The sequence below is a fragment of the Microbulbifer marinus genome (assembly GCF_900107725.1).
In the GTDB taxonomy this organism is placed as follows: Bacteria; Pseudomonadota; Gammaproteobacteria; order Pseudomonadales; family Cellvibrionaceae; genus Microbulbifer; species Microbulbifer marinus.
Window position 1 is genome coordinate 48,821 of the sequence record NZ_FNQO01000003.1, and the last position, 18,184, is coordinate 67,004.

The 18,184-nt window shown below is 62.2% G+C and carries 15 protein-coding genes; 5 read left to right on the forward strand and 10 right to left on the reverse strand.

The window, feature by feature from the left end:
• Positions 1 to 6 precede the first annotated feature (6 nt).
• Positions 7 to 1,416, reverse strand: a complete 1,410-nt coding sequence (locus tag BLW36_RS12200) for a flavin monoamine oxidase family protein (protein ID WP_244506245.1) — start codon at positions 1,414 to 1,416, stop codon at positions 7 to 9.
• Entirely contained in the window at positions 1,406 to 2,536 is a 1,131-nt protein-coding gene (locus BLW36_RS12205) for a carbon-nitrogen hydrolase family protein (RefSeq protein ID WP_091388834.1), read from the reverse strand. Before BLW36_RS12205 ends, BLW36_RS12200 begins: the two co-directional genes overlap by 11 nt.
• Before the next feature lie 122 nt (positions 2,537 to 2,658).
• Here BLW36_RS12205 and BLW36_RS12210 point away from each other — a divergent pair, with 122 nt between their 5' ends.
• Positions 2,659 to 3,405, forward strand: coding sequence for a Mut7-C RNAse domain-containing protein (locus tag BLW36_RS12210; protein ID WP_091388838.1), 747 nt, complete (start codon positions 2,659 to 2,661; stop codon positions 3,403 to 3,405).
• Between the two features lie 27 nt (positions 3,406 to 3,432).
• Here BLW36_RS12210 and nhaA read toward each other — a convergent pair whose 3' ends face one another.
• Positions 3,433 to 4,890 (reverse strand): Na+/H+ antiporter NhaA, encoded by a 1,458-nt coding sequence (gene nhaA, locus BLW36_RS12215; RefSeq protein ID WP_244506246.1) that lies wholly within the window; start codon positions 4,888 to 4,890, stop codon positions 3,433 to 3,435.
• A gap of 127 nt (positions 4,891 to 5,017) precedes the next feature.
• Between nhaA and BLW36_RS12220 the strand changes: the two genes are divergently transcribed.
• Positions 5,018 to 5,782 (forward strand): TlyA family RNA methyltransferase, encoded by a 765-nt coding sequence (locus tag BLW36_RS12220; protein WP_091388841.1) that lies wholly within the window; start codon positions 5,018 to 5,020, stop codon positions 5,780 to 5,782.
• A 330-nt stretch (positions 5,783 to 6,112) separates the two neighbouring features.
• Here BLW36_RS12220 and BLW36_RS12225 read toward each other — a convergent pair whose 3' ends face one another.
• The 4 genes from BLW36_RS12225 to BLW36_RS17370 form a co-directional block, all read right to left on the reverse strand.
• Positions 6,113 to 6,574, reverse strand: a complete 462-nt coding sequence (locus tag BLW36_RS12225) for an OsmC family protein (RefSeq protein ID WP_091388844.1) — start codon at positions 6,572 to 6,574, stop codon at positions 6,113 to 6,115.
• A gap of 19 nt (positions 6,575 to 6,593) precedes the next feature.
• Positions 6,594 to 6,824, reverse strand: coding sequence for a DUF1272 domain-containing protein (locus BLW36_RS12230; protein ID WP_091388848.1), 231 nt, complete (start codon positions 6,822 to 6,824; stop codon positions 6,594 to 6,596).
• A 125-nt stretch (positions 6,825 to 6,949) separates the two neighbouring features.
• Positions 6,950 to 7,294: a 4a-hydroxytetrahydrobiopterin dehydratase gene (locus BLW36_RS12235; RefSeq protein WP_091388852.1), complete on the reverse strand. Its 345-nt coding sequence runs from the start codon at positions 7,292 to 7,294 to the stop codon at positions 6,950 to 6,952.
• A 162-nt stretch (positions 7,295 to 7,456) separates the two neighbouring features.
• Positions 7,457 to 7,612, reverse strand: a complete 156-nt coding sequence (locus BLW36_RS17370; RefSeq protein ID WP_170833205.1) for a hypothetical protein — start codon at positions 7,610 to 7,612, stop codon at positions 7,457 to 7,459.
• Between BLW36_RS17370 and BLW36_RS12240 the strand changes: the two genes are divergently transcribed.
• Positions 7,599 to 9,407 (forward strand): DUF885 domain-containing protein, encoded by a 1,809-nt coding sequence (locus BLW36_RS12240; RefSeq protein ID WP_091388855.1) that lies wholly within the window; start codon positions 7,599 to 7,601, stop codon positions 9,405 to 9,407. The two genes, BLW36_RS17370 and BLW36_RS12240, sit on opposite strands and share 14 nt — an antisense overlap.
• 154 nt (positions 9,408 to 9,561) lie before the next feature.
• On the opposite strand, the gene BLW36_RS12245 is transcribed toward BLW36_RS12240, so the two are convergent.
• The 3 genes from BLW36_RS12245 to BLW36_RS12255 form a co-directional block, all read right to left on the reverse strand.
• On the reverse strand, positions 9,562 to 11,934 hold the full coding sequence (locus tag BLW36_RS12245) for a penicillin acylase family protein (RefSeq protein ID WP_091388858.1): 2,373 nt from the start codon (positions 11,932 to 11,934) through the stop codon (positions 9,562 to 9,564).
• A 45-nt stretch (positions 11,935 to 11,979) separates the two neighbouring features.
• On the reverse strand, positions 11,980 to 13,221 hold the full coding sequence (locus tag BLW36_RS12250; RefSeq protein ID WP_091388861.1) for an alanine racemase: 1,242 nt from the start codon (positions 13,219 to 13,221) through the stop codon (positions 11,980 to 11,982).
• A 117-nt stretch (positions 13,222 to 13,338) separates the two neighbouring features.
• On the reverse strand, positions 13,339 to 14,040 hold the full coding sequence (locus tag BLW36_RS12255; protein WP_091388864.1) for a TetR/AcrR family transcriptional regulator: 702 nt from the start codon (positions 14,038 to 14,040) through the stop codon (positions 13,339 to 13,341).
• Between the two features lie 202 nt (positions 14,041 to 14,242).
• Here BLW36_RS12255 and BLW36_RS12260 point away from each other — a divergent pair, with 202 nt between their 5' ends.
• Both BLW36_RS12260 and BLW36_RS12265 read left to right on the forward strand, forming a co-directional pair.
• On the forward strand, positions 14,243 to 16,663 hold the full coding sequence (locus BLW36_RS12260; RefSeq protein WP_091388868.1) for a TonB-dependent receptor: 2,421 nt from the start codon (positions 14,243 to 14,245) through the stop codon (positions 16,661 to 16,663).
• A gap of 63 nt (positions 16,664 to 16,726) precedes the next feature.
• Complete coding sequence (locus BLW36_RS12265) at positions 16,727 to 18,172, forward strand: pyridoxal phosphate-dependent decarboxylase family protein (protein ID WP_091388871.1); 1,446 nt, start codon at positions 16,727 to 16,729, stop codon at positions 18,170 to 18,172.
• Positions 18,173 to 18,184 lie beyond the last annotated feature (12 nt).

Below are 18,184 nucleotides of genomic sequence, written 5' to 3' on the forward strand. Positions count from 1 at the left end.
AGCATGTCACACCGGCACCACTTCGCAAAGATGCTCTTCCCTTTGCAGCGCGGCCTCAACTTCCGCCACGGCACGTTCGGCAGATTCCAGCGCACCCTCCATATAACCGAACCACTCCACGGCAAATTCGGTGCCGGCCCAGTGGATCGGGCCATTGGGCTCGCGCAGTCGCGCGCCATAGCCGGTCCAGGTGCCCGGCGCCATCAGCGCAGCGTAGCAGCCGCGGGTCCAGGCTTCACTGCTCCAGTCCTTATCCACATATTCCAGCGGTCGCCGGGCCTGCTGGCCAAAAAACTGCGCAAAGCACTCGAGTACCCTTTCGCGCCGCTCGTCCGCACTGACAGCGCTCAAATTGCGGGCCGTGTCACCCTCGAGGAAACCCATCAGCAGACCGGACGACTTGCCCGCCTCGGAATTGTCGAAAGTCACACGCACCGGCCCGGTCGGACTCGCCACCTGGCCGGACAACTGCGCGTCCCGCCAGAAGGGCTTCTCGTAGCGGGCCACGCACTTGATGCAGGCGCCGGCAGGCATGCGCTGCAGTAACTGATCGCGCCAGGACGGCAGTTCCGGCTCGAAACGGATACGCAGCGCCTGGTTGGGCGGCAACGCCACGATCATGCGCTCGCAGACGAGAGAACCGGCACCATGCCACAGCCGCAGGCGGCCATCGGGCAGCTGCTCGATTTTCTCTACCGGTGCATTCAGCTGTACTCGCTCTCCCAGCTGCTGCGCCATGCGCTCACACAGACCCGCGGTGCCACCGTGCACCCGATCCTGCTGGGCACCGCCGGTCACCGACAACAGGGTTTCGAGCGAATCGCCGGAACGCGCGTAAAAGAGTGCGTGCAGCAGCGACAGCTCGGCTGGTTCGGCGGCGAAAACCGCACCGATACCGACTGCAAACAGTTCCCGCGCCAGCCGCGTGCGGCAGTTTTTTTGCAGCCACGAGTCGAGCGTCACCGAATCCCAGTGTTCGGCCTTCGTGTGTGTCCAGGGCGCCGCCGGGTCGAGGCTCCGCGCCATGGCCTCGAAGCGCGCCATCGCGATGCCTAGGTCGGCGAGTGCCAGCGGATTGATTTTCGGAATGGTGCCGCGATAGCGACGCCCGCGACCGTTCAGATACAGCAGGTTATCGCCGCTGTCATACAGCGGCCAGGTCGTTGCACCCAGCTCCTCGATCAGCCGATACATCCGGTGTTGTCCCGGTCCGACCCACTGGCCGCCGATGTCGACCGTATCGCCGTTGGCAAAGCGGTGATTCTGCAGGCGGCCGCCGACCCGGTCGCGCGCCTCGAGAATCTTTACCGAGTATTTACTTCGCAGCAGGCGCGCCGCCTGTAAACCGGATATACCGGCGCCAATAACAACGACCTGAACCTGTTCCAGTGACATGCAGCCTCTCTCAACGCGCATTATTATTCTGTGCCAGCCACAGGCTGGAAATCACCGCGCCGTCGCGGCGCTGGCCCTGCAGCACCTCGCCGTGCAGCACCGCGGTAGTCTGGCCGTCATCCCCCAGATCCCACAACGCACCGCGGAAAAATGTATTGATGCCCGCGCGCAGATGCGTGCCGCGTCCACCCAGCGCGTACTTGCGCCAGGCCTCGCCCTCGCTGAGTGCACCGACATCCGCGCTATCGACGTCCGCCGGCGCCGCCGCGCCGTTGTAACCATTCCAGGGCCGCTGCCAGATGCCATCGGGAGAGGAATAGGACGGCACCGCCACCAGCTCGGCGCCGTCGAGTTGTTGCCAGGTATCGGGATACCAGCTGTCAGCGCAGATCAACACCCCCAGGCGTCCGAGCGGCGTATCGATAATCGGCAGCGGTTGCGTCGCCGGCTCGGTGAACGGCAGCTCACTGTCAATCGGATACCGCTTGCGCACCGGGCCCGCCACTGAGCCGTCGGCAAAAAATACAAAACTGCTGTTGTAGATGGGACCGGTGCCGGTATGTATCCGGTTTTGTTTCACGGACGGCACCGGCAGTGCGATGGAGCCCGCCACCAGCGTCACATTAAACTCCTCGGCCAGCGAGGCGAACAGCTGCTGGTACTGCGCGGCCATCGTCACAGCCTTGGTTTTGAACAGTGCCGCGGCGAAGGGATCGGCGGCGGTCTCGCTACTCAGCTGGTGTACAAAGGCTGGCAGATTACCCAGCGCCGCCCACAGCATCGCCATCGAAGTACTGTCGGCGCGAAAAGTCAGGAAACTTTCTCCCTCCGCCACCAGCCAGGTGCCGATATGTTCGGGAAACACCACCAGGGTCTGCTGACTCAGCCACCCGGCGTCCTGCGCCTTGACCAGATAGCCGCGCAGCTTGCGCCGCAGCCGTTCGGCGCTGGCGTAGTCCGCGGAGGTGAGGTAGGGCTGGATGGATACCAGATTGGCGTCACCGGGTCGGGCCGGATTCAGCGCTTCCAGTACTACCGGCGGCTCAGGGGAAGCAGCTGCATCCCGGGGCAGCGGGATCTGCAACAATAGGGCGAGGGCTGCCACAGCCAGGGCGGCGGCCAGCAATAGCTTTCTTATCATTATTTTGCACTTTGCTTTCTTGTCAGTGGCTACTATAGCGGCAAAGGAATCTTCGATTAAGTCCAGAGGGCGAGACGGAGATTTCCGGCACCGATGGACCGGCCTTTCCACCCGAGGACCCAATGCCCCGCGTGACCTTCCGCTTCTACCGGGAGTTAAACGATTTCCTGCCGCGACATCTGCGGCAGCGGGAATTCGAGCGGGACTTTCTGTTGGCGGGCTCCATCAAGGATGCGATCGAAAACATCGGCGCTCCCCACACCGAAGTGGACCTTATCCTCGTGAATGGCCGATCGGTTGATTTCGATTATCTACTTCGCGACGGCGACCGCGTCAGCGTCTACCCGGTTTTCGAGTCACTCGACATCTCCACCGTCACCCGCCTGCGGCCCCACCCGCTGCGGGAAACGCGCTTCGTGTTGGACTGCCATCTGGGTCGTCTGGCCCGCTATCTGCGTATGCTCGGCTTCGACAGCCTGTTCCGCAGTGACTATGCGGACGAGACACTGCTGCAAGTCTCCGTTGCGCAGCGGCGCATACTGCTGACCCGCGATATCGGCCTGCTGAAGCGCCGGCAGCTCGAACGCGGCTATTTTGTCCGCGCCACCAAACCGCGCGAGCAGCTGGGCGAAGTAATAGAGAGGCTGCAGCTACAGGGCTGCCTGCGTCCGTTCACCCGCTGCATCGCCTGTAACGGCAGTATTGCCGCGGTGCCCAAACAGGATATTGCCGATCTGCTGCCGGAGAACACCCGGCGCTACTTCGACGAATTCTTTCAGTGCCGCGACTGCCTGCGTATCTACTGGAAAGGCAGCCACTACGAGCGCATGAGTTTGCTGGTGCGGGAATTGCGAGCCGGCTACGGTTAGGCCGCACGACTGGCGCGGTGCTTGCCCTCAGCCTTCGCCTGCCGGCCGCTTTTCCGCCTCGAGGGCGTCTTCCGCCAGCGGGTGATCCCCCTCCTCCGCCAACTGGTATTCCTCCGACACCGGCGCCTTGCGCAGCACCAGGAATCCGGCGACACCGGCAATGACCGAAGCCAGCAGTACACCGGCCTTCGCCTGGATCAACAGCTCCTGCTCGCTGTAGAACGCCAGTTCGGCAATAAAGATGGACATGGTGAAACCGATACCGCCGAGCAGCGCCACGCCGAAGATGTGGTGGAAGCTCGCCGACTTGGGCAGATTGCCGAGCCCCAGTTTCCAGCCGAGCCAGGTGGCGCCGACGATACCGATCAACTTGCCAACCACCAGGCCGGCGATGACACCGAGGGTCACCGGATTGAGAACGGCGCTGGAACTGGTGAAGCTGTCGATGGGAATGCCGGCGTTGGCCAGGGCAAAGATGGGGATCACCAGGAAAGCCACCGGTGTATGCAACCGGGTCTCCATCCGCTGCAGCGGCGACTGCGCCAGGTTGACGCCGTTACCCAGCGCCATGACCCGCGCGCGCAGCGCATCGTTGGCAATAATCTTGTCGCCGGGACGGAAACAGCGGTCGAAGCTGCGGATGATGTCCTTGACGAAAGTGCTGAAGGCGACCGGGTCGTATTTCGGCCTCGCCGGCAATGCCATCGCGGTGATCACGCCGGCGATGGTCGCGTGCACTCCGGCCAGGTGCAGCTCGTACCACAACAGCAGTCCGACAAACACATAGGCGGGCGAACGGCGGACGCCGGCGGCCTTCAACAGCCACATGATCACCACCAGGCAGCCGGCGGTGATCAGCGCGGTCATGTTCACCTGCTCGGTGTACCAGATGGCGATCACCAGAATCGCGCCCAGGTCATCGACGATGGCCAGCGCCACCAGGAAAGTCACCACCGAGCGCGGCACGCGATTGCCCAGCAGCGCGATACAGCCGACAGCGAAGGCAATGTCCGTGGCCATGGGGATGCCCCAGCCACGCTCGCCCTCGCCTCCGGCGTTCAGTGACGCGTAGATCAGTGCCGGCACCACCATGCCGCCGATCGCCGCCATCACCGGCAGCACCGCCTGCTTCAGATCGGAGAGTTCCCCCACCAGAAACTCGCGCTTGAGTTCCAGGCCGACGAGGAAAAAGAAGATCGCCATCAGGCCATCGTTGATCCAGTGGTGCACACTGAGGGAAAACTCCCAGTCGCCGGCGTTCAGGCTGATGGGCAGGTGCAGCAGGTGCTGGTAGGCCTGCTGTAGCGGCGAGTTGGCGATGATCAGCGCCGCCACGGCGGACAGCATCAGCAATATGCCACTGCTGCTCTGGCGGTGGATAAACTCTTCAAAAGGGGTGACCAGGCGGCCGAAAGCACCCTCTAGCGGCGCTTCAAATACCTTTCCCTTGCGAATCTTGAACTTGTCCAGAACGCTTTTCGCCATCGACCGCTGACCTCCTTTCTAAAGATTAGCCCGCATTGCGTGCAGGCCGGCGCTTTTACCAACAGGGGCCAGAGGTTAGCATGGCAGCCACTTCCTCCACCATGTTTTTAGAACTATAGTGCCATTCATGACCCGCCTGGACCTTTTGTTAGTACAGCGCCAACTCGCCAATTCGCGCACCCACGCCAAGAAGCTGGTGGATGCCGGCCGGGTCATGGTGTCCAGCGGTGGCAGCTGGCAACCCGCGCAGAAAGCCGGCCAGGCGGTTGGCGAGGACTGGGACTTCAGGGTCGAGCCCCTGCCGGAAGATCGCTATGTATCGCGCGCGGGACTCAAGCTGGCGGCGATTCTCGACCATACGGGACTGGATCCGCGCGGCTGGCACGCCCTGGACGTAGGCTGCTCGACCGGCGGCTTCAGCGACTGCCTGCTGCAGCGCGGCGCCGAGCTGGTGGTGGGAGTCGATGTCGGACGCGACCAGCTGGCGCAGAAGCTGCGCGACGATCCCCGCATGCACCTGTTCGAGGGCATCAATGCGCGCCACCTGGACGCACAGCAGATCAGCCCCTTCGGCGATGCCGGTTTCGACGCGATTGTGATGGACGTGTCCTTCATTTCCCAGACACTGATCCTGCCGCAGCTACCGGCGCTGCTCCGCCCCGGAGGGCAGCTACTCAGCCTGGTCAAACCCCAGTTCGAAGTGGGCCCCGAGGGTATCGGCAAAGGCGGCCTGGTGCGGGATGCAAAGCTCTACCCGCAGGTACGCGACAAGATTACCGGCCTGTGCCGTGAGCTGGGGCTGGAGGTCAGGGAATATATCGACAGCCCGATCAGGGGCGGCGATGGCAATCGCGAGTTCCTGCTGTGGGCAACCCGCGGCGCCGATCTGTAGGGACGCCCCTGATTTCACCCTTTTGCTGGTGCAGCAACTCGAGTTGGGCGCTGCGACGGCCCTGTTGCCGGGGACGGTTGCCAGTCACGCTGTGAATACGTCCCTGTACGCTCTACGTGGCCATCCATGGCCGCGTAAGGTCTGGCAAACCGTCCCCGGCAACAGGGCCTTCACATAGACCTTGTCGATTCACCCGACTTGATTTGAATGAAACACTAAATAATCTTCGGCTTGATTACAGCGATACAATTTGAGCCAAGGTCCTGCTGCCGCCACAAGCTCAGCGACGGAGCCAACGTCGGCACCGTCGGGCGAACACGGGGTTCGCCCCTACAAGATTTCTGTCACCACCTCGGTTTTGACCGAGTTGGCGATAAAGCACTGCTCGTGGGACTGGTGGTGCATCGTTTCCAGTTGTTCACGGCTGGGCTGCTTTTCGCCCGAGAAGGTAATCCGCGGCCGCAGTGTCACGCGAGTCATGGCCATCTTGCCGCCGTCGGTCTTTTCCATCACCCCCAGCGCCTCGTCGCGGTACTCGTCCACGACGAATCCGCGTTTGGCGGCGATGGCGAGGAAAAACAGCATATGGCAGCTGGACAGCGAGGCGACAAAGGCCTCTTCGGGATCCACGTTTTCCGCCACCGAATAGGGCAGCGGCACTATATGTGGCGACGATGATGCCGGCACTTCGAGACCACCATCAAACAGCCAGGTGTGGCCGCGGCTGTATTTATTGTCGGTGAATTTTTCGCCATCGCGCCGCCAGTGCACAGTGGAAAAATACTCGGACACGACACGCCTCCGTGAATTCTCAGCGCAACAACTTTTCCAGCTTGGCTTTGAAACGCTGCGGCTGCCCTTCGGTGGGAGAACGGCTGCGGGTGGGACGCAGCACCAGCTGGCCCTGACAGTTCGGGCAGCTCCGATGCAGCTGCTCCGTACACTGCGGGCAAAAAGTGCATTCAAATGAACAGATATAGGCTTGGTCTGTGAGCCCCAGCGAGACGCCGCAGCGCTCGCAGGTGGACTTCATTCTTAACATGGCAGCCCCGTGCAATTCTTATCCAGGCGCATTTGCGCCTCCTCGCGCGGCCGCCGATCAGATTCTAGTGACCTGATCGGGACCGCCAAATTGGAAAAGGCGGGATGCCAGTGGGAAATTACCGGCTATTCCGCCTCGAGTTGCTGGTCGGTGCGCGCCGCCATGATGAAGTCATTTTTGTGCAGACCCTTGGCCTCATGGCTCCACCAGGTCACAGTCACCTTGCCCCACTCGGTCAACAGGGCCGGGTGGTGCCCAACTTCTTCGGCAATGGCGCCGACGCGATTGGTAAACGCCAGAGCCTGCTTGAAGTTGCGGAACTTGAACACACGCTCCAGCTGCAGGATTCCGTCGCGGGTAACCGGTGTCCAGTCGGGTATTTGTCGCAGCAGCTCTGGCAGTTCTTCATCACTGACCAGAGGTGCATCCGCGCGACAGGCTTCACATTGTTGTTGGGCGAGTTCAGTCATGGATCAGTCCTCAAAAATCTTTGGTTATTATGGACTCTTTTGAGTTGGGGCCCACTCTAACCGCCGTCTCCCGAGGAAACAAGCGCACCGACCAAAAACACATTTTATGTGGTTTTCTCCCTGGTTAATGGGACGGAGTGCTAAAAATGACGCAAAGAGTTATCACTTGGAGAGCCATGCGAAGCAGTAGAGACGTCCGGCGTTGTCGGCGCCGGATTTAACCGAGGCGATCAGGGATATGCTAATTTTCAGCACCTGCAGACTTTTCAAATCAACGAGATAAAAACCAAAATTGAGGATTGCCATGAGATCGACCATTCCCGCTCTCGCCCTGCTGCTGGGGCTGAGCGCCTGCGACCAGCAGGCTACTGACAGTACCCGTCCGCAACAGGCCCAGGCGCCCACATCCGTCGAGACCAGCGCCGCGACGCTGCAGACTTTCGAGCAGTTGCGCGAACAGTTCGTCAACGAACTCTGGCAACTGTTTCCGTCGTGGGCGGTTCGCGAGGGCTACTACAAGGTGGCCGATCAGCTACAGGTGCCCGACGATGCCTATCGCCAGCGCGTCCTCGACTTCGCCACCACCTACAGCCGCAAGTTTGCCAACCTCGACAGCAGCCGGCTGGACGCCAATGCGAGCAGCGATCTGGCGCTGATTCAGAACTTCCTGTCGCGCATCCAGTGGCAACTCAAAACCTTTAAGTCCTATCAGTGGAATCCCGCCGACTACAACGTCTCCCACGCCTTCGCATTGATCCTGAACACGGATTACGCACCGCTGGACGAGCGGCTGCGCACTTTCAGTAAGCGCATGGCAAAGGTGCCGGCCTATTACGATGCGGCGGAAAAATCACTGCGCACACCGGCATCCCCGCAGCTGGTTCTGGCGGTCGAGCAGAATGAAGGCGCGCTCAGCGTATTCGGCGAGGAGCTGAAGCAGAAACTCGCGCAGAGCGGTCTCAGCGACGACGAAAAGAAGGAGTTTACGCAACGCCTGCAAGACGCCCGACAGGCTATCGAGGAGTACGTGACCTTCCTGCAGACCAAGCACACGGATCTGGAGAAGACACAGAAATACAAGGATTTCCGTATCGGCGAAAAACTGTATGAAGAGAAATTCAAATACGATATCCAGATCGGCATGACCGCCAAGGAACTCTACGAGCGCGCCCTGGAAGAGAAAGCCAAGCTGCACGAGAAGATGGCGGAGCTGGCGGACAAGCTCTGGCCCAAGTACTTCCCCGAGAAGCAGCAGCCTCAGGACAAGCTGGATAGAATTTCCGCGGTACTGGAAAAACTGTCCGAGCACCACGCGACCAAGGAAACCTTCAAGGCGGAAGTTGAAAAACAGATACCCGAGCTGGCCGCGTTCGTCACCGAGCACGACCTGCTGACACTGGACGAAGACAAACCGCTGGTCGTGCGCACTACCCCGCCCTATATGCGCGGCTTCGCCGTTGCTTCGATCAATGCGCCGGGCCCTTACGACAAAGATGCCAACACCTACTATAACGTGATGCCGATCGAGGACTTTCCCGATGACCGCGCCGAGAGCCTCCTGCGCGAATACAACAGTTATCTGATGCAGATACTGAATATCCACGAGGCCATTCCCGGCCACTACACGCAATTGGTGTACGCGAACAAATCACCGAGCCTGATCAAGAGCATTCTCGGCAATGGTGCGATGATCGAGGGCTGGGCCGTCTACACCGAGCGCATGATGCTGGAGGCCGGCTACGGCGATTTCTCGCCGGAACTGTGGCTGATGTACTACAAGTGGAACCTGCGCACGGTGACCAACACCATCCTCGACTACGAGATACAGGTTAAGGGCATCGACGAAGAGCGGGCCATGGAACTGATGGTCCGGGATGCCTTTCAGCAGCAAGCGGAAGCCATGGGCAAGTGGCGCCGCGCCACCCTGAGCCAGGTGCAGCTGACCAGCTACTTCGCCGGTTACGCCGATATTCTGGCGCTGCGCGAGGAAATGAAGCAGAAGCTCGGTGAGAAATTTAACCTGAAGGAGTTTCACGAGAAATTCCTCAGCTACGGCAACTCACCGGTGCCGGTGATTCGGGAGCTGATGCTGGCGGAACTGGACGGCCAATAGCGACATCCAGGCAGGGGCGAGTCGCTACACGATACCGCCCCCGCCCGGGGGCGGCCCCACTTGCGGGGCTCGCCACCGAGCCGCGATCGCCTGCGGCCAGGCTGGCCTGCGCTGCACGCCTTCGCCCCGCTGACTGCTACTCGGCCGGCACTGGCTACCGCGCCGGGAGCAGCAGCAACTGGCGATCTGGCCTATCCGCTGGCTCGGCAACCACTGGCAGCAACCTGCCCTGCAACCAGTACGGCAGCTGGTCCAGATAATGATCACCCAGTGGGTGCCCACTCTGGCCGCCGGGGATCACTGCCCGCACTTCGGGCGTATCCCGCAATTCCGCTACCACCCGCACCGTCGCGCCCATGCTCACATCCAGCGAACCGGAATAGCGATAGCTGGCTCGGCCCACCGTCGCCGTGCTGCCGCCCCAGGGGTGCGCATCGCTATCGAACAGCATCCCCAGCAACGGCACGGCGCCGCTCAGTTCGTGGTGCAACGCCAGGCGGTGCTGGGCGCCCAGGCGCCAGAGAGCGACATCCTCACCCTGGGCCGCACGCACCTGGCCAACCGCTGCGCGGAAGGCTGCGGTGATCAGCCCGCTGCGACTGTCACGCCACCAGGCCGAGTCCCGCTCGCGCAGGATCAGCCGGTCCAAGGCGTGGTTGAGCACGTAGTTGTATTTGAACAAGTGGCGCTGCAAATCCTCGCCGAGCTCCGGCAGGAACAGGCCGCGCGCCAGCTCGCGATACCAGACTTGAAAGACCAGCGGTGCCGCCTGATCCGTGTCGGCCACCGGATCCGACTGCCAATCCTGCAGCTGCGCCAGGGCCGCCTGCTCGACTGCATCGAGCCCCCGCGGCTCGACCTCTCCCAACAGCGCGGGCAGCAACAGTGATGCCTGGCCATCGTGCCAGTCGAACTGCAGGCGCCGCATGTCATCCACGGTCAGGTCATGCTGCGATGACAGCTGCTGCTGGATGCGTTCGATGCGGTAGCGGGGGGCGTTATCGGCGGATACCAGCGGTCCGAGGCCACGCGGATTGACCCGTGCATTGGCCGCAGCCAGGTAGCCCTGCGGCGGATTGTAGATCTCGGGCATTTGCGCCGGCGGCACGAGACCGCGCCAGCGATTCTGCGCGCGGTGCCCCGGCAGCGGCTCCAGCCCTTCGCCGCGCCCGCGCAGGGGAATCAGCCCGGCGGTGCGAAAGCCGATATTGCCGTCCACATCGGCGAAAGTCGCATTGAGTGTCGGGCCCGGATAGCGGTCCAGTGCCGCGGTAAATGCCTGCCAGTTCGGCGCGAGGTTCAGGTCGATGATCGACTCGAGGGAGTGGCCGTCTAGATGCAGCATGGTCCAGGCCAGCGACAGCGCAGGTGCCTCGCTGATCAGCGGGCCATTGCGGGTCGTGACCAGCTCGAGCACCTCCGGCTGCGAGCGCCCGCGCACCGGAATTTCCACCAGCTGCGTCTGCGCCCGGTACCACTGATCACCGTCGCGGAACCGCAGTGGGTCCTCCGCTGAGCGCACCTCTGTGAACAGGTCCTGGGTGTCGCCGATATTGGTGAAACCCCAGGCGATATGCTCGTTGAAACCATTGATCACTCCCGGCAGGCCCGGCACGGACCAGCCGCGCAGCTGGCGATCGTCACCGAAGAACAGGTGCACCTCATAAAAAAGATTGGGCAGCCCCAGTGCATCGTGGGAATCAAAGGCGAAGAGTGCGCGACCGCTGGCGCTGCGCTCCGGAGCCACCACCCAGCCGTTGCTGCCGAAGGCAAAGCGCGGCATCAGCGGCGTATCGGCGGCGCTTACGCTGTCGAGGCGACTCAGCAACCCGCTGAGAGCTCCACCACGTTCTCCACCGTTATCCGGTTGCAGTATGTAGGGGAAATCCGCCTGCTCGCCGTCATCGGGCTGGAAGACTGTCGCCAGGGCGTCACCGACCTTTTCCCGCAGCGCCAGACGCAATATCTCGTGGCGAAAGTTGCGCCCCGACTGCAAGCCCATCAGGGCGCCGATGGCGAACACGTCCTCACGCTGCCACGGCTCCGGGCGATGCCCCAGCAGCAAAAACTCGGGTGGTGCCAGCGTGTACCCCTGTAACGCGCCATTGACCCCGGCGACATAGGCATCCACCAATCGCAGGAATCTTTCACTGGCATTGGCCTGCAGCGTGTTCGCGATCATCGGCACACGCATGCGCCAGAGTTCGCGATCCGTTGCCAGCATGCTGTCACCGAACAGTTGCGCGAGCCGGCCGCGGCCGGCGCGACGCAGCAGTTCCATCTGCCACAGACGCTCGCTGCCGTGCAGGTAACCCTCGGCAAAGAGCGCATCCGCCAGGCTCTGGGCGCGCACGAAGGGGCGCGCGTGCCGGTCGAAGCGGATGTGCACCGGCTGCTCCATTCCGCGCAGCGCGAGTTCCCCGCTGTATTTCGGCAACGACAGCGACAGCGCGGCGAAGAGCGCGATGGCGGAAAGCAGTATCAACACCGCCCCCGCCAGGCTCAGTTTTTTTATTATTTTTTGCATGGTTCGCTACCTCTCCGCCGGATGGCGATCATTTTTTGTTGCGGTTCAGCACTGCTGCAGTACCGGCCAGAGCGCCTCGATGTCGCCATCGCGCTCGGCAACCAGGTCGCCGAAACCGAGCAGCACTGCCTCACTCTGGGTCGGACGAAAGAAAACATAGTCGTCTGTGCGCAATTTTTCGCGCTTGCGTACGGTCATCAGCTGTTGATTGGAGCTGAGCCCGAAGAGTCCGCTGGGGCGCATCGACCGGGGATGAACCGGCTTCGCCATCCAGCGGCCGCCATAGAGGAACAGGCTCTGGCGGCCGTGCGAGAACAGTCGTGACAGCGGGCGCAGGTAAGGCAGATCGAGGCCCTGCCAGCATTTCAACACCGGCGCGGCAATATGGCAGGCCGGCAGCAGTTCCGCCAGTTGCGGATCGTCGAAATCGGTGGGCTTCAGCAGACAGGAACCGAGGCTGACCTCGTTCACCGGCGACTGCCGCAGGTGCTCCCGGTAGGTCAGGCTGCCGGCGCCGTTCAGCAGTAAATTGTCGACAGAGCGCCCGGGATAGCGTTGCAGGTACTCCTGCACGAAAGCCCGATAGCGCCGCTTGGATTTCTCGGCCGCCGCGCGGCGACTGGCGATCAGCGGCGGCGCCTTGGCCACGTGCGGGTCGTAACCCATGAAGCCGCAAAACTCCAGCGCCGGCTCCCCCTCGATCATATCCAGCAGTGGCGCCAGCTCGGCGGGGCTACCGAGTCCACCGCGATGCATACCCACGTCGATTTCGAAACACACGGAAAAGCGCCGTCCCAATTCGCGCGCCAGCTGCCCGTACTGCTGCAGCCGCTCGCGGCTGTCGACCAGCCAGTGAATGCGGCGGTCATCGACCCCCTCCGTACGCCGGTAGAAGTGGCGCAGCGCGGCAACCGGCAACGGCTTACCAAGCAATATGTCTGCCCCGGGCAGGGCGCGCTGTACCTGCGCCAGAAATGGTTCGTGGAATACCATCAACCGCTGCGTATCGAGCGCCGTGGCCGCATAGCGCAGCAGCTCTATGGACGGCAGGGACTTGACCACCAGGCGCACCGGCAGGCCCCGCAGATGTCGGCGTACACAGCGCAGGTTGTGATCCAGCCGTTCGAGGTCGATCACCGCACAGGGGCGCCCCGACCACTGCTGTCGCAGGGTGCGGCTGAGGCGGGCAAAATCCTCCGCCGCGAGCGCCCGCGCCGGCGGCGAAACCCCCCGGCGGAACGGCGCGACAGGCAGTGGACGCCCGTCATCTCGCCGACAAAATTCCATAGGTCACCCCGGAAATGTTTGAACATATGTACAAACATTTGAGCAGAAGCGCGGCTGCCAGGCAAGCGTCAAATTAGATTCATCGGGGATCGGATATCGGGGAGGGGTGAGCTGCGCCTAGTCGCGCAATCCCAACAGCCAGGCCATCTGCCGGTGCATTTGCCGGTGGATGTTATCGCGACTCACGCGGCCGGAGGCCAGTCCCTCGTACTCCAGCCGCTGCAGCGTACCGAGGCACAGTTGCGCATCGACTTCCGGCGTGCGGCTGCCGAGCAGGCGGCACAGGCGCACGAAATCCTCCAGGTAGCGATTGCGGTAGCGCATCGCCAGCGCGCGCAACTCCGCACTGACCGAAAGCTCAAACGCAAACGTCATCTCCATCACCAACCCCTCGGGCCTGTGGCGAATCTGACGCACCACATAATCGGTGGCCACTTGCGCGAAGTGGTCACACAACTGCCTGCGCACCGCCAGGGTCCGCCGCTCGGCCGCGGTGAACTGTGCCAGGTAGTCGAACACCTGCTTCCATGTATCGGTCAACTCCGCCTGGCCGCGTGAGACCTGGTAATGCAACGCCTGTTCCAGCAGCTCATCGAGATTGGCGAAGTAGTAATTGATCAGGGAGTAATTCACCCCGGCCTCTTTCGCCACGGAGCGGTGGGTCACCGCGCGGTAGCCGTCGCGGTGAATGAGCCTTAGCACGGCCTCGAGAATATTGTTGCGGGTCTGTTCCCCCTGTGCGCGACGCGAACGCCCGGGACGCGCTGTGGAGGTCTTGCGGCTCTGCCCGGCGGAGGAAGCGGAAGGTTGCTGCGGCATTTGTGGCTGCTGTTGGTGGTGACAGGCACCAGTGTAAGACAAGGCCCCGATCAAAGATAGTTTGCACAAATGCACAAACAAGGGTAGCCTCGCTATTGTTTGAACATTTGTACAAACAACTAACGACACAATATCGAACTCGAGGTTCAAGAAGTTCGGTCAAGACCCGCAAGCTAACAATAATCATATTGAGGGGATTGCCATGAAAGCGACCACCCAACCGCTCCAACGCAAGCTGCTGCCCGCAGCTATCACCCTGGCCACCTGCACCTACGGCAGTGCCCTGCTAGCACAGGAAAACACCGCGCTGGAGGAGGTAGTGGTCACTGCCCAGAAGCGCGAACAGGCACTGCAGGATGTACCCGTCAGCGTCACGGCCTTTACCAGCGAGTCCATCGAGCGCTCGGGCATCGAGGAATTCGAAGACTACGCCAGCAGAACCCCGAATGTCGGTTTTACCCAGCAGGGCAACCGCGCCTTTACCAAAGTCGCGATACGCGGTGTCACCAATATCGGCGGCAAGGCCAATGCGGTGGGTATCTATCTCGACGAGTTCAACATTGCGCCGAACATACTCGTCAACGGCTACTCACGCACGGCCGACACGGAACTGTTCGACGTGGAACGCATCGAGGTACTGCGCGGCCCGCAAGGCACCTATTTCGGCCGCAATACCATGGGCGGGGCGATCAACATCACCTCGCAGAAGCCGGACACTTCCGCCGCCTTCGGCTCGGTGAAACTGCAGGGTGACGAACACGGCGGTTACCTGGCCCGCACCAGCTACAACCAGCCGCTCGGCGACAGCGCCGCGCTGCGCGGCGCTGTGTTCTACCGCGAACAGGGCGGCTGGATGGACAACATCGGCCCCAGCGACGCCACTAACGACGGCGACAGCAGCGGTGCCCGCATCGCACTCTACGCAAAGCCGACCGAGCGCCTGGATATGGATCTGGCGCTGTCGCGCGTCGAGCACAACCAGAGCATGCCGAGCCTCGTGGCCAGTGGTCAGCTCGGCAGCATCCTGCAGCAATTGAATGCAATTAACGACCAGTTCCCGCTGCTGCTGGCGAGCATGGGCTACCCCGGTCCGGTCGCCCCCATCGATACCGCTGCCCTGCCGGAATGGCCGCTGCCCACCACCGATGCGCCTTTTGTCAGCGCAGGCAATTACGACACCCTCGCCACCGACCTGCCGCACGAGTCCAGCTCCGAGACGGATACCGCCACCGCCCGACTGGTATACGCGATCAACGACCACCTCACCCTGACTTCCGTCAGTGGCATCACCCGCAACGATTTTTCCGCGTTTGGCGACGGCGACATGTCCGTTCACCCGGCGTTCACCGTCGGCCGCGACAGCGACATGCGCGCCTGGAGCCAGGAGTTCCGCCTCAGCTCCAGCGGCAACGGCAGTATCGACTGGCTGCTCGGCGCGATCATCGCCGAAGATGAAATCAGCGAGACCGACATCAGTACCCACCTGGCCAGCGATCCCTTCCTGGATGCCTGGGGCACACTGCTGTTCGGTCTCAGCGCACAGGGCGGCCTGATCGACTTCACCGATCCGGCGATTCAGGCCATGCTGGCAACCCCGGGCGCAGTGCCCGGACTCTTCGGCCCGCTATCGGTAGGAAACTTCGAAGACGTCGACCGCGCCAACGAAACCCGCAGCCGCGCCGTATTTGCCGACACCACCTACTACGTGAACGAGGACTGGGAACTAAGCCTGGGCCTGCGTTACACCGATGATCGCGTGGACTTCTCGGAACTGACCCGGCCAACCGTGACCCTGCCGGTAGGCGAGGATCAGGTCAGCACGGACTTTACCGACTTGTCGTCGCGGGTCACGCTCAACTACCGGCTGGGCGACAGCAGTCGTCTCTACTTCACCGCCGCCAAGGGCTTCAAGGTGGGGGGTGTCAACTCCAGCGTTACCGCGCAGATCGATGAAGTGGACCAGGTGTTCGACAAGGAGACCGGCTGGAGCTACGAGCTCGGCAACAAGAGCCAGTGGCTGGACAACCGCCTGCAGCTGAACCTGTCCCTGTTCCAGTTCGACTGGAGCAACCTGCAGGTGCGCGGCCAGGATCCGCTGAGCCAGCGGCAGTTTGTGCAGAACGCATCGGATGCACAGAACCGCGGCCTGGAGATCGAGCTGACCGCCCTGCTCACCGACAACATCCAGCTCAGCACCAGCTACGGTCGACTGTCCGCCGAATTCGATGGGTTCACTAATGCGGTAACCACCAATGGCGACGTGATCGATGCGACCGGCAACCGCATCCCCTACTCGCCCGAAAACACCTTCAGTGCCGCGCTGGATATCGATATTCCCCTCAACGCCGGCTTCGATGGCTACCTGCACCTGGACTACAGCCATATCGATGATCAGTACTTCGATGTGGAGAACAGCGAGGCACGCATGATCCCCGCCTACCAGCTGTGGAACGCGCGCGCCGGCATCGGCAACGACAGCTGGAAACTGGCGCTTTTCGCCAACAACCTGCTGAACGAGGAGTACCTGCTCGGGCTGCAGGGCCTGGAGACGCACTATTCCGGGCTGCAGCGCAGTGTCGGTACCCCGCGCACGCTCGGCGCCAGCCTGACCATCGATTTCTGATCGGCCTGGTACTTTGCGCGGGCCCCAGGGCGGCCCGCGCCTTTTTAATACGGAGTAAGAGAAATGAAGTTTCCCGAACACGGCCGCGACACCGGCAATATCCTGCAGGATCTGGCAGCGCGCAAACAACAGGATGTGGACTGGCAGAGTGGCCGCGCATTTGCGTACGTCTACGACGCCGGCCCCGAGGCCATGCAACTGCTGAAAGACAGCTTCACCCTGTTCATGACCGAGAACGGGCTGGACCCCACCACTTTCCCCAGCGCCATGGAGCTGGAAAAAGACGTGATGAGTATGGCCATCGACCTGGTCGGCGGCGGCGCCGAGGCGGAGGGCAGCTTTACCTCCGGCGGCACCGAGAGCCTGCTGCTGTCGGTCAAAACGGCGCGCGACTACTGCCGCACGCACAAGCCCCATATCAAACAGCCGGAGTTGTTGCTGCCGGAAACCGCCCACGCCTCTTTCTTCAAGGCCTGCGCCTACTTCGATATCAAACCGGTGGTCGCGCCGGTGAATCCACACACCTTCCGCGCGGATCCGGCGGCGATGGCGGAGCGGGTGACGGAAAATACCATCATGATGGTGGCCTCCGCCCCTTCCTACGCGCACGGCGCCGTCGATCCGATCGAGGAGCTGGGGCAGATCGCCCTCGAACACGAACTGTTTTTCCATGTCGACTGCTGTGTGGGCGGCATGTATCTGCCGTTTGCGCGTCAGCTCGGCTACAGGATTCCCCGGTTCGACCTTTCCGTGCCCGGCGTGACCCAATTGTCGATGGACTTCCACAAATGGGGCTATGCCGCCAAGGGCGCCTCTGCGATCATCTACAAGAATGGTGCCGAGATGCGCCGCCACCAGTATTTTGCCTGGTCGGGCTGGACCGGTTACTCGGTCATCAATCCGACCATCATGTCGACCAAGAGCGCCGGCCCGGTGGCCGCCTGCTGGGCGATTCTGCAGTACATGGGGCGCGAGGGTTATCTCGACCTGGTGGAGTGCACCCAGTCGGCCTCGGCAAAAATCCGCGCAGCCATTACCGAGATACCGCAGCTTTACCTGCTCGGCGAACCGCGCACCAACCTGTTCTCCTTCGCCTCCGACGAGGTGGATGTGTTCAAGCTGGCGGCGAAGATGAAAGAGCGCGGCTGGTACATCCAGCCCCAGTTCGGCTTCGGTCCGTCACCGGCCAATATTCACCTGTCGGTCGGTGCCGGTAATGCAACGCACACCGACGCGTTTATCGCCGACTTGCGCGCGACGGTGGCGGAGATGGCAGCGAAGGCCGCCGGCCCTAGCCTGCAGGCACTGCCGGAGGACATTCACCTGGCGCTGAAGGAGAACTCTCCGCGGCTGCTCGAGGAACTGAGCCAGCTGATCGCCGGCAACGACGGCGACATCGCCGGCCGTATGGATTACATCAACAACCTGCTCAACCTGATGCCGCCCCCCGTCAGGGATGGGTTGCTGAGCGAATTCGTCAACGGTCTCTACAGCAAGGCCAGCGCCTGACGGCGCCAATAG

What these genes read in the sequence shown, in the direction of transcription:
- BLW36_RS12200 (WP_244506245.1), bottom strand. Translation starts at nt 1,416, where the DNA reads ATGCGCGTTGAGAGAGGCTGCATGTCACTGGAACAGGTTCAGGTCGTT.
- BLW36_RS12205 (WP_091388834.1), bottom strand. Translation starts at nt 2,536, where the DNA reads ATGATAAGAAAGCTATTGCTGGCCGCCGCCCTGGCTGTGGCAGCCCTC.
- BLW36_RS12210 (WP_091388838.1), top strand. Translation starts at nt 2,659, where the DNA reads ATGCCCCGCGTGACCTTCCGCTTCTACCGGGAGTTAAACGATTTCCTG.
- nhaA (WP_244506246.1), bottom strand. Translation starts at nt 4,890, where the DNA reads ATGGCGAAAAGCGTTCTGGACAAGTTCAAGATTCGCAAGGGAAAGGTA.
- BLW36_RS12220 (WP_091388841.1), top strand. Translation starts at nt 5,018, where the DNA reads ATGACCCGCCTGGACCTTTTGTTAGTACAGCGCCAACTCGCCAATTCG.
- BLW36_RS12230 (WP_091388848.1), bottom strand. Translation starts at nt 6,824, where the DNA reads ATGTTAAGAATGAAGTCCACCTGCGAGCGCTGCGGCGTCTCGCTGGGG.
- BLW36_RS12235 (WP_091388852.1), bottom strand. Translation starts at nt 7,294, where the DNA reads ATGACTGAACTCGCCCAACAACAATGTGAAGCCTGTCGCGCGGATGCA.
- BLW36_RS12240 (WP_091388855.1), top strand. Translation starts at nt 7,599, where the DNA reads ATGAGATCGACCATTCCCGCTCTCGCCCTGCTGCTGGGGCTGAGCGCC.
- BLW36_RS17370 (WP_170833205.1), bottom strand. Translation starts at nt 7,612, where the DNA reads ATGGTCGATCTCATGGCAATCCTCAATTTTGGTTTTTATCTCGTTGAT.
- BLW36_RS12245 (WP_091388858.1), bottom strand. Translation starts at nt 11,934, where the DNA reads ATGCAAAAAATAATAAAAAAACTGAGCCTGGCGGGGGCGGTGTTGATA.
- BLW36_RS12250 (WP_091388861.1), bottom strand. Translation starts at nt 13,221, where the DNA reads ATGGAATTTTGTCGGCGAGATGACGGGCGTCCACTGCCTGTCGCGCCG.
- BLW36_RS12255 (WP_091388864.1), bottom strand. Translation starts at nt 14,040, where the DNA reads ATGCCGCAGCAACCTTCCGCTTCCTCCGCCGGGCAGAGCCGCAAGACC.
- BLW36_RS12260 (WP_091388868.1), top strand. Translation starts at nt 14,243, where the DNA reads ATGAAAGCGACCACCCAACCGCTCCAACGCAAGCTGCTGCCCGCAGCT.
- BLW36_RS12265 (WP_091388871.1), top strand. Translation starts at nt 16,727, where the DNA reads ATGAAGTTTCCCGAACACGGCCGCGACACCGGCAATATCCTGCAGGAT.